Below are 9,830 nucleotides of genomic sequence, written 5' to 3'. Positions count from 1 at the left end.
TAACGCTTTCCGCAAGGACACCCGAGAAACGCCTTATGGTGCCGTGGTTTTAATGCGCATGAGCAATAATCTGTTTCAGTGATACCTGTCATCACCATTTCGATATAGAGGAATTCCATTTAGTTATTGGTGTTATACCCGCTTTGCCCCTAAGATTGCGATCCAGGCAAGTCTATAAAAAGGATACAAAGTGGCGGCACCAACACCTTCGAGCAGCACCGCGATCAGCGCATCGCACGCAAATACGGCAAAATCGGCGATGTACCTGCTGACCAGCCTGTTCTTCACCTGGGGCTTCATCACCGTTATCAACAACACCCTGCTGCCGCACTTGCGCAGCGTGTTCGAGCTGAACTATACCCAAACCACGCTGATCGAATCGGTCTGGTTCATTGCCTATTTCTTCGCGTCGATTCCGTCCGCGCGGCTGATCGAGCGCGTGGGCTACAAGAAGTCGCTGGTCACCGGCCTGGTCATCATGGCCGTCGGCGCGCTGATGATGATCCCCGCCGCCCACCTGCCGTCGTACGGGGTGACGCTGTTCGCGCTGTTCGTCATCGCCTGCGGCATCACGCTGCTGCAAGTGGCGGCCAACCCCTACGTTGCGGTGGTCGGTCCGGCCAGCTCGGCATCGGCCCGTTTGAACCTGGTGCAGGCGTTTAACTCGCTCGGCACCATGCTGGCGCCGCTGTTCGGCGGCTACCTGATCCTGGGCCGCTCCAACTCGGGCACGGCCTCCGCCGACCAGGTGCTGACCCAGGCCGAACGCCTGGCCGACGCCCGCGCCGTGGAACTGCCGTACCTGATCGTCGCCGGCGTGCTGGTGATCCTGGCGATCGTGATTGCCCGCTTCCCGCTGCCTGAAATCGGCGCCTCGACCAACCGCGAAGCCGCCAAAGCCGCGCGCAAGAACCACTCGCTGTGGAAGCACCGCAACCTGGTGTTCGGCATTCCGGCCATCTTCATCTACCTGATCGCCGAAATCGGCGTGGCCAACCTGTTCATCAATTTCGTCTCGCAGCCGGACATCGGCAACGTCAACCACGAAAAGGCGTCGCACTACCTGATCATCCTGTGGGGCGGCATGATGGTAGGCCGCTTTGCCGGCAGTATCCTGATGCGCAAATTCACGGCCGAAAGCGTGCTCGCTGGTTGCAGCATCGGCGCCGCCATCGTGATGACGGTGGCCACCTTCTCCGGCGGCTCGCTGGCGATGTGGGCGCTGATCTCGGTGGGCCTGTTTCACTCGGTGATGTTCCCGACCATTTTCACGCTGGGCATCAAGGGCCTGGGCCCGATGACCGAAGAAGGCTCCGGCCTGATGATCATGGCAATCGCCGGCGGCGCGCTGGTGGTACTGCAAGGCATGCTGGCCGACCACTACGGCCTGCAGATGTCGTTCCTGCTGACCGTGGCTTGCGAAATCTACGTGCTGTTCTATGCACTGTGGGGCTCGAAGGCGACCAACGCGTTCCCGGAAGAGCCGGCGAGCGACGTCAAGTAATTGGTTTAAACAGAGAAAGCCCGGCGCATGCGCCGGGTTGTTTTATGGATCAGCCGTTTTCGGCGCGAAACTCGTCGCAAGATTGAAGCTTCAGGCCGGCCTGTTTCGCAGCCTGCCTGGCTTCGTCTGCCAGTTCGGCGCGCACCAGCAAGGCGTAGTAGGCATCGTGCAGCAGGTCCAGGTGCAGCAACTGCAAGCCGCGCGGCTCCACCCACGCGGAAAACTCCAGCAGGGCCTGCGCGACGATCTTGTTTTCCTCGTCTTGCAAATGCCAGGTCTCGGCAACTCCTGCCGTAGCCAGCAGTTCGTTCGCCTGCCATTCCACTTCTTCCGTGGCTTTCCAGTCGACCGTGAGCATTACCCACTTCCCAGGCTGCTGCCCATCATCGCCGAGCAGGCTGTTGTTGACCGCATCTTCCGGGGTATCGCCGCGCTGCAATTGCGCCACCAGCAAATTGGTCAAACGACGACTCTCCTTGGCGCCCAACTGGGCCGTGACCAGGGTGCCGAAGCGCTCAAGTGCCAGCTCAGCCTCTTTGGAAACGGAGAAATGCGACCTGAGAAGCTGGTCGTCCGAGACGCGGTCGGCGGCGGCAGGTGGCGCCGGGCGCGTCGGCGCGCTGCGGCCCAATAGTCTATTAAGTAGTTTAAACATGGGATGGTGGCGGATGGTGAAGGATGTTGACTGAAGAACAGGCGGCCGTTGCAAATAATATCATTCCTTTAATGCCGGTGCGGCAGAAGTACGACGCCATCAAGTGCATCCATCGTAAAGGACCGCGTCGAAATAATGGTTGCCGCCCTCGTCGACATGCACGGTCAACAGCGTAAAACCGGCCTCGGCGAGGAGGCGCAGATAGTGCTGCTCGCCCAGCGAGCGCGAGGGCTGACCGGTTTGCAGATCGTTCCATGCAGACGGTTCACGAGGCGCGCTAAACAAGAATCGTGCTCCCGTATGGAGGGCGTTGGCGACCCGCAAGATCAATTCCCGCTGTTCCCGCTCCGACAGCAGAAATATCAGCCCCACAGCGAGGGCGCCATCGAACTTGCGGCCAAAAAAACTGCTGTCCTGCACCGTCTCGCAAGCTGCGGACGCTGCCGGCAAGCGCTGGCGGAATGCCGCCAGCAGGGTGGGCGATGCGTCGATGCCGAACACTGAACAACCTTCTTCGGCAAGCGCTATCGCCATTGGCGCCCCCGATCCGCAGCCGATATCCACCACCTCCGCTCGGGCCGGCAAGGAACGCGCCCATTGCCGCACGACGCTGCTGCCGATATCGGATCTGGCAGCCATGAATTCCCGGGCAACAGCCTCCCAGCCATTGGATCTATCATGATTCAAGGTGCACTCCTTGCTTGGCTTCTTGATATATATCAATGTTTTGGCATTTATCTCAATGGGACAATGCAGATCAACATTATGCATGGAGGTAAATCAATGGAGAACTATTTGAGCCGGCTGTTCGGCAGCGACGACCACCGCATCCACGTCTTGCAGGATGACAAGCCGCACCCGGTCCGGCGCCACCTGCAACCGGCGCGGCGCGACGAACTGGTGCTGGCCCTGTTCGGCGCGGGGCCCGCGCGCAGTGTCAAACGCAAGCGCGCAGGCGCCGCCAAAAAAGATCCTCAGGCGTCGATCTTCTGATTGACCAGTTTGCCGCCGATTTTCACATCCTTGAGCACCAGGTTTTTCACGTTGTAGGCAAACCACGGCTGCTCGGCGTTGCGCGGGGTGCCGAAGTCGCAGTTGGTGATGGTGATGTTGTCGAGCGGGAGCGTGGCCTTGCCGGCCGGGCCGTTGTAGGTGCCGGCCACCGGTCCCAGGATCACGAACGCCTGGAAGCACGAGTGCTTGCCGATCGGCGTTTGCACATCATTCACGCGCAGGTTCGAGATGTGCACGTCCGAGACCTCGGGCGGGCGTATGCGCACGCTTTCGTCCACCGGCGTGTAGTCGCAATCGATGGTGATCACGCCACCGGCCGTGGTGTGCGGTACCGCCGGCAGCCTGGTGCCCGGCAGTTGGCTATAGGTGCGGCCGATGGTGGCCACGCCGTTGGGCAGCGTGCAGTCGCGGACATAAAAATGGCGCAGGAAACCGCCGCGGTTCATATTGGTTTTCATGCGGATCGCGGTGTTCAGGCCCGAAGTCTGCCAGTACTTGTTGCGGAACTCGAGCCGCTGCGCATACACGTGTTCAATTCCACCGGCCATCTCGCTGCCCAGGGTCATGCCGCCATGGCCGCTGTTCATCACGCAGTCCTGCACCAGCACATTGCGGGTCGGCCCGAACTCGATGTCGCGATTGCGGCCCGCCTTGATGGCGATGCAGTCGTCGCCGGCATTGAACTCGCAGTGTTCCACGAACACCGTATCGCAGGCCTCGGGGTCGAAGCCGTCGCTGTTGGGGCCCTGGCTCTCCATGCGCACCTTGCGGATATGGACGTTGCGGCAGTTGACCGGGTGGTGCTGCCAGAACGGCGTGGCGGTCACCATGTAACCCTGCATCAGCACATCGGTGCAGCCGATGAATTCGATCATGCTCGGACGCAGGAAGTGGCCCACGCCGAACACGCGTTTTGCCACCGGCACGCCGGCTTCCGACAGCGCTGGCAGGTAGCGCACGTCGGCGCGGAAGCTCTGGCGCGTCGCTTCGATCATCTCGCGCTCGTGCGCCGGCAGATTGGGCGCCACCTCGCGCATCGACTTCGGATTGCGCTCGTTGACGGCGATCTCGGTCTGCACGCTGCCCTTGTTGTGGCGGCCCTTCCAGTCCCACCAGCAGCCCTCGCCGTTCTCGAAGGGCACCCCGCCCTGGCCATTCAAGACGCTGGTCCAGTCCTCGCCGGTCAGCGCGATATTGGTCTGGCCGTAGGCGTACACCAGCGGCGAGTAATTGAGCACGTCGTTGCCCTGCCAGCGCGAGATCGACAGCTTGCCGTTGGCGCCGCAATCGATGTCGCCGTACTTGGCAAAGTCGGCCGGGTTGGCGCTGAAATAGACGTGGGCGCCGGCCGCCAGGTACACGTGCACGTTCGAGCGCAGCACGATCGGACCGGCCACGTACCAGTCGCCTTTCGGGATCACCACGCGTCCGCCGCCGGCCTTGTTGCAGGCGGCAATGGCGGCGGTAATGGCGGGATAGGCGTCGGGCGAGCCGCGCACCGGCGACGGCACGTCGGCCTTTTCGGTGTAGCGGATGGTGGCGTTGACCTTGGCCAGCTGGCACGGTTTGGCGCCGAAGGCGGTGATGACGAAGTCCTGGTCGCGGAACTTGAGCGGCGTGGCGAATTTCTGCTCGATGTCGCGCGCGCGCTGCCAGGGGTCGGCCGCAGCCTGTTTGTCGCCGGCGCTGGCCGCCGTGTGCAACAGCGCCGCAGGCGCACTGGCCGCTGCCACCATGCCCGCACCGCTGCGCATCAACGTGCGGCGCTTCTGGTCAACTTTCTGATCGATCTCCACCTTCATGGTCTGGTCTCCGTGATTGATTATGCGCCCGGATTATTCCGGATCTGGCAATGCGGGACCATTCTAGCAAGGTTTCAAGGTGGTTAGACCACTTTATATGTGGCCTAACCAGTTTGCCGATTATCTGCGTTCCACCAGCACCGGGTAGGTCCAGCGCGCGCGGTCGAGATACGGCGAGCGCGCCAGCCACCAGCGCAGCCGCGCCTGCGGATCGCCGGCCAGCGTGGCATCGGCCGCCAGCGCCTCGGCAAAGCGCGTGCGCAGGACCGGATCGGCTGCCATCATCCGGTCCGCCATGGGCGCCAGCAGGTGGCGTGGCAGTTGCGACTCGAGCGGCAAGGCGGTATCGAAATAGCCGGTGGCCAGGAACGAGTCGTCGCTCTCGGGTTCGAGCAGCGCCGCCGCCAGCAGGTGGAACGGCTGGTCGGACGGCACCCGCACCGAACCGGCCGGCAGCGTCCATTCTTTTTGCGCGCGCTGCAAACCGCTGCGCTCCTTGCCGCTGGCCAGTTGCACGGTGTCGAGCAGCATGGTGCGCGGCTGCTTCAATTCTTCCAGCACGATGCCGTGCCGGCGCAGCGCGGCGATCATGCCCTGCTGCTCGGCGCCGATCCACCACGCCGCCGGCAGCGCCACCTCCCTGGTCGAGCGCACGCCGAACACCGGCATGGCGATATCGATAGGCTCACCGGTCCAGCGGCGCTCGGTGGTGCCGGACGCCGGCGACAGGTAGGCGTCGTAACGGTAGCCCTTGAACGTCTTGATTTTCAATGGCGCCGCCTCGCGCTCCCAGCGCACCATCAGCGTTGCGGGCCGGTCGGCACGGTCCTGGATCTTGGCGGCAGCGATGGCTGCGTGCTCGCGCGCGACGGTCTTGAGCGACTGCTCGAGCAGCACATAGGTGCCCAGCACGCGGCGTTTATACGGCTTCATCGCGTGGTTCTCCACCAGCACGGTCGGAATGCCGGTGAAGTCGCCATAGCCGGTCGAATAGCGCGGCCCTTCGGCGCTGATGCGCAAGCCCTTCTCGGGCGCGTCCTCGTCGACCCAGCTAGGATAGAGGTCGGGCGTGTGGCCCTGCGCCACCAGCGCCGCGTGGACGTCGCCGTGATAGGTTTTCATCAGCCAGTCGGCCGTGGCGCGCGAGCGCGCATAGGTGCCCCAGCCCGCATAGGTGTAGGTCACGTCGTACTGGTAATCGATGCCGTCGCTGACGTGGACGTCGATGTAGAGCGCCGGATCGAAAGTTTGCAGCAGCTTGACCACGGCCGCAATCTCGGGTGATTGCAGGCGCGCGTAATCGCGGTTGAGGTCCAGCCCCTGGCCGTTGGTGCGCGAACCCTTGCTGTCCGGACCATGCTGGTGCGGGCGGCCCAGCGCGCTGCTGTTCTCGTGGCCGTCGACGTTGAGGATGGGAATGAACACCAGGTCCACCGCATCGAGCAGGTCGTCGCGCCCGCGCTGGGCGATATCGCGCAGCAGCATCAGCCCGGCATCCTTGCCGTCGATCTCGCCGGAATGGATGCCGGCCTGGATCACGACGACCGGCTTTTTGGACTCCGATTTTTCCGCGCCGGGCTTTTTCGCCAGCACGTACACCAGGTCGCGCCCCTGCAGGCTTTTGCCGAAACTGTGCAATGACAGCAGCTTCGAGGATCCGGCCAAGGTACGCAGGTAGTCCATTGTTTGCGCATAGCTGGGCGACGACCGGAAATCGGAGCGCTCGGCCGGCGTGGCCAGGCGTTCTGCGGCAGGCACGATCAGCTGCTCGCTCTTGCCGCTCCACGGGGCGGCGGGCGGCAGCACTTGCGGCGCAGGCGCCGTTGCGGCGGATGACGGAATGGCGGCATACAGCGAGGTAATGAAAAACAGCGATCGAAACAACATGCAAAGGTTCCCGGTTATATAATCAAGGTCTGTCCGGGCCGTCGTCCGGCGCCGAGGAACAGAAACGAATGGAACGAAATACCCGCCAACGCACCGCCATCCACCAGTGCATCACGGCCGCCGGGCGCCCGCTCGCGCCGCAGGAAATTCTCGAACACGCGCAGCAGGCCGTGCCGGGCATCGGCATGGCCACGATCTACCGCAACATCAAATCGCTGCTGGAGTCGGGCGAGATTGCCGCCGTATCGTTGCCGACCGGCGGCGACCGTTATGAAGTGGCAGGCCATGGCCACCACCACCACTTTCACTGCCGCGCGTGCGACAAGGTGTTCGAAGTCCACGCCTGCCCCGGCGACATGCAAAAGATGGCGCCCAAGGGCTTTCAGCTCGAATCGCACGAGCTGACCCTGTACGGCCTGTGCGACCAGTGTAAATAAGGCGATCGGTCAGTCCGACGCGCAGCTTTTGCAGTTGCCGTGGTTGCGGCGATGGGCGATGATCAGGAGCAGGCTGCTGCAAATGGCCAGCGCGGTCTCCCAGGCCTGACCGAACAGCGGCCCCACCACGTACACCGCCACCATGAACGCCGCCAGCCCGGCCGCGCCCAGCAGCAGCGCCACCGGCTCGCGGTGCTTGATGAAGCCTGGCAGCAGCGCCACCACCACCGGTATCGTCACGCCCAGCACCAGTAGCGAATGGACCGAATCATGTTCGTGGCCCAGGCCCAGCATGGGGAACGCCGCCAGCAGGAACGGCATCGCCACGCAATGGACCAGGCAGATGCCGGAGGCGGTCATGCCCGCGTAATCGCCCCAGCGGATCAGGTACTTCATCATCATCAGAACGACACGCGCACGCCGGCGGTGACATTACGGCCCGGCAGCGGCGCCGCATTCTTGATGAACGAAGTATGGCTGTAGGCCAGTTCGTCGGTCAGGTTGTTCAGACGCGCATAAATCTGCGCCGGCATGCCGCCCAGGCGCAGCGTGTAATGCGTGCCCACGTTGAGCATGTTGTAACCGGGCGTGGCGCCTTCGAAGTCGGCCACTTTATCCTGCTTGTTTACGCGGTAGAACTCCACCTGGCCATGCAGCTGGCCCAGGTTGGCGTCCACCCGTGCACCCAGGCGTGCGGCCGGGATGCGCGGCAGGTTGCGGTCGCTGGCGGCGCTGTCGAAACGGGCGCGCACGTAGTCGCCGAACACCGTGCCTTCGAACGCCGGCGAGAACTTGTGTTTTACCTCGCCTTCCAGGCCGGTGAAGGTGGCGTCGCGCTGGGCGTATTCGATCAGCTGGAAGCCCTCGAAGTTGTCCAGCGTGCGGGCGTAGATGTAGTGATCGACCTTGTTGCGGAATGCGCTGAGCGAGAACGTGGTGGCGCCGGCGTACTTGCGCAGCGTGAGGTCGACGTTGTTCGAAGTTTCCTTGTCCAGGTCCTGGTTGCCAATCTCGTAGGTGCTCGTGGCCAGGTGCACGCCGTTGGCGTACAGTTCCTCGGCGGTGGGCAGGCGGTGGGCCCGCGACAGCGACGCGCGCAGCGAATACTCGGGCGCGAACTTCCACACCGCGCCCACCGCCACGGACGTGCCGCTCACATCGTGGTCGCGCAGGCCGGCCTGGTTGACGGTGATGTCCTGCCACTCGTGGCGCGCGCCGGCTTCAAAACGCCAGTCCCGCAGCTTGTATTCCTCGGTAAGGTACACCGCGTTCTTTTTGGTGATGGTGGCCGGCACATAGGCTTCCTCGCCATCGGCAACAAAATCGCGCTTGGTCGTCTGCACGCCCACCACGCCGCGCCAGCCGCCCAGCGGTGCGTGTTCGGCTTCCACGCGCACGTCGTGCGCCTTGTTGCGGAAGCTGGTCGCCACTTCAGCGCCTTCCAGTTCGTCGTGCTGGTAGTCGGTGAGCGAGGCGCGCAGGCGCACCTTGGTGATGCCTGCCACGGGCGCGCGGTATTCGCCGCGCAGGTCCCAGCGGTTACTGTCCAGTTTCACGGTGGGCACCTCGCCCGCTGCGTGTTCTTCGTGTTCGTGCTCGGCGCCGCCCTCTTCTTCGTGCTCGCCGCAATGGAGGGCGCCACCATCGAGGTGGCAGCCTTCGAATTCGTGGTTATGGCCGGGAATGCCGTAGCTGGTACGCTCCTTGGTGTAGGCCAGGCCCAGGTAACCGTTGGCGCCGATCCACGACACGCCCACGCTGCCGGTATCGGTATCCTTGAAGCTGCCGTCAACCTTGCGGCCTTCGCTCCAGCCCTTGCCCACGCGGTAGGCGTCGGCCTCGCGCTTGACGCCTTCTGCGTGGAACGCAACGCTGCCGGCGCCGCCGGTCACTTCGAAGGCGCCGGCCTTTTCACGCGCGACCGAGTTGGCGCGCAGTTCGGCGCTGCCTTCGAGGCCGTTGACCGGAATGGCGGTGGGAATCTTGCGGTCGATGATATTGATGGTGCCGCCCACCGCACCGCCGCCGTAGGCCAGCGCCGACGGGCCGCGCAGCACTTCGATGCGTTCGGCCAGCATCGGCTCGAACGCCACCGCGTGGTCGGGGCTGATGGTGGAGGCGTCCTGGATTTCCGCGCCGTCGGACAGGATTTTCACGCGTGGACCGTCCATGCCGCGGATGATCGGGCGGCTGGCGCCGGCGCCGAACTGGCTCGACGAAATGCCGGGCTGGCGGTTGAGTGTCTCGCCCAGGGTCGATTCGCGCACCCGCACCAGCTCATTGCCGCCGATGGACGTGACCGGCGTGATCATGTCGTCGCCCACCACGCCCAGCGCACTGGCCGCCACGACCACGGTCGGCACCGATTCCGGATCGGCCGGCAGGCGGGTTTCCGCCTGGGACTGAGTCTGAGTCTGAGCGTGGGCCATGGAAAAATGGCTCAACGCCAGCGTGATGGCCAGGGCGAGCGGGGTGCGGTTGCTGCGGAAAACGGACATGGAAAGTTCCTCATCGATGCGTGATAGTCGGTA

Annotated in this window: 9 protein-coding genes; 3 read left to right on the top strand and 6 right to left on the bottom strand. The window is 63.8% G+C overall.

From position 1 onward, the window contains the following. The first annotated feature begins 190 nt into the window (after positions 1–190). Positions 191–1,504, top strand: a complete 1,314-nt coding sequence (locus J2X54_RS18545) for a sugar MFS transporter (RefSeq protein ID WP_229255348.1) — start codon at positions 191–193, stop codon at positions 1,502–1,504. Positions 1,505–1,553: 49 nt separating this feature from the next. On the opposite strand, the gene J2X54_RS18540 is transcribed toward J2X54_RS18545, so the two are convergent. Together J2X54_RS18540 and J2X54_RS18535 are read right to left on the bottom strand one after the other, a co-directional pair. Beyond that, positions 1,554–2,159 carry a hypothetical protein gene (locus tag J2X54_RS18540; protein WP_310182529.1) on the bottom strand — a complete coding sequence of 202 codons (606 nt, stop codon included), beginning with the start codon at positions 2,157–2,159 and terminating at the stop codon, positions 1,554–1,556. A 99-nt stretch (positions 2,160–2,258) separates the two neighbouring features. After that, positions 2,259–2,930 (bottom strand): class I SAM-dependent methyltransferase, encoded by a 672-nt coding sequence (locus J2X54_RS18535; RefSeq protein ID WP_310182528.1) that lies wholly within the window; start codon positions 2,928–2,930, stop codon positions 2,259–2,261. 12 nt (positions 2,931–2,942) lie between these two features. Here J2X54_RS18535 and J2X54_RS18530 point away from each other — a divergent pair, with 12 nt between their 5' ends. Further along, on the top strand, positions 2,943–3,152 hold the full coding sequence (locus J2X54_RS18530; RefSeq protein WP_310182527.1) for a hypothetical protein: 210 nt from the start codon (positions 2,943–2,945) through the stop codon (positions 3,150–3,152). Here J2X54_RS18530 and J2X54_RS18525 read toward each other — a convergent pair. Together J2X54_RS18525 and J2X54_RS18520 are read right to left on the bottom strand one after the other, a co-directional pair. Further along, a complete protein-coding gene (locus J2X54_RS18525; RefSeq protein WP_310182526.1) occupies positions 3,134–4,975 on the bottom strand; it encodes a glycoside hydrolase family 28 protein in 1,842 nt (613 codons plus the stop codon). The genes J2X54_RS18530 and J2X54_RS18525 overlap by 19 nt on opposite strands. A 120-nt stretch (positions 4,976–5,095) precedes the next feature. After that, the gene (locus tag J2X54_RS18520) at positions 5,096–6,862 is read right to left on the bottom strand and encodes a M14 family metallopeptidase (protein ID WP_310182525.1); all 1,767 of its coding nucleotides are present in this window, start codon (positions 6,860–6,862) and stop codon (positions 5,096–5,098) included. 68 nt (positions 6,863–6,930) lie between these two features. Here J2X54_RS18520 and J2X54_RS18515 point away from each other — a divergent pair, with 68 nt between their 5' ends. Beyond that, a complete protein-coding gene (locus tag J2X54_RS18515; RefSeq protein WP_310182524.1) occupies positions 6,931–7,299 on the top strand; it encodes a transcriptional repressor in 369 nt (122 codons plus the stop codon). 9 nt (positions 7,300–7,308) lie between these two features. Here J2X54_RS18515 and J2X54_RS18510 read toward each other — a convergent pair whose 3' ends face one another. Together J2X54_RS18510 and J2X54_RS18505 are read right to left on the bottom strand one after the other, a co-directional pair. Beyond that, positions 7,309–7,701, bottom strand: coding sequence for a MerC domain-containing protein (locus J2X54_RS18510; protein ID WP_310182523.1), 393 nt, complete (start codon positions 7,699–7,701; stop codon positions 7,309–7,311). After that, on the bottom strand, positions 7,701–9,797 hold the full coding sequence (locus J2X54_RS18505) for a TonB-dependent receptor domain-containing protein (RefSeq protein ID WP_310182522.1): 2,097 nt from the start codon (positions 9,795–9,797) through the stop codon (positions 7,701–7,703). The genes J2X54_RS18510 and J2X54_RS18505 overlap by 1 nt, the downstream gene beginning before the upstream one ends. Positions 9,798–9,830 lie beyond the last annotated feature (33 nt).

Source organism: Duganella sp. 3397, assembly GCF_031456625.1.
GTDB classification, from domain to species: domain Bacteria; phylum Pseudomonadota; class Gammaproteobacteria; order Burkholderiales; family Burkholderiaceae_D; genus Rugamonas; species Rugamonas phyllosphaerae.
Note: the sequence above shows the minus strand (reverse complement) of the source record. Positions and strands in the feature narration are given on the sequence as shown.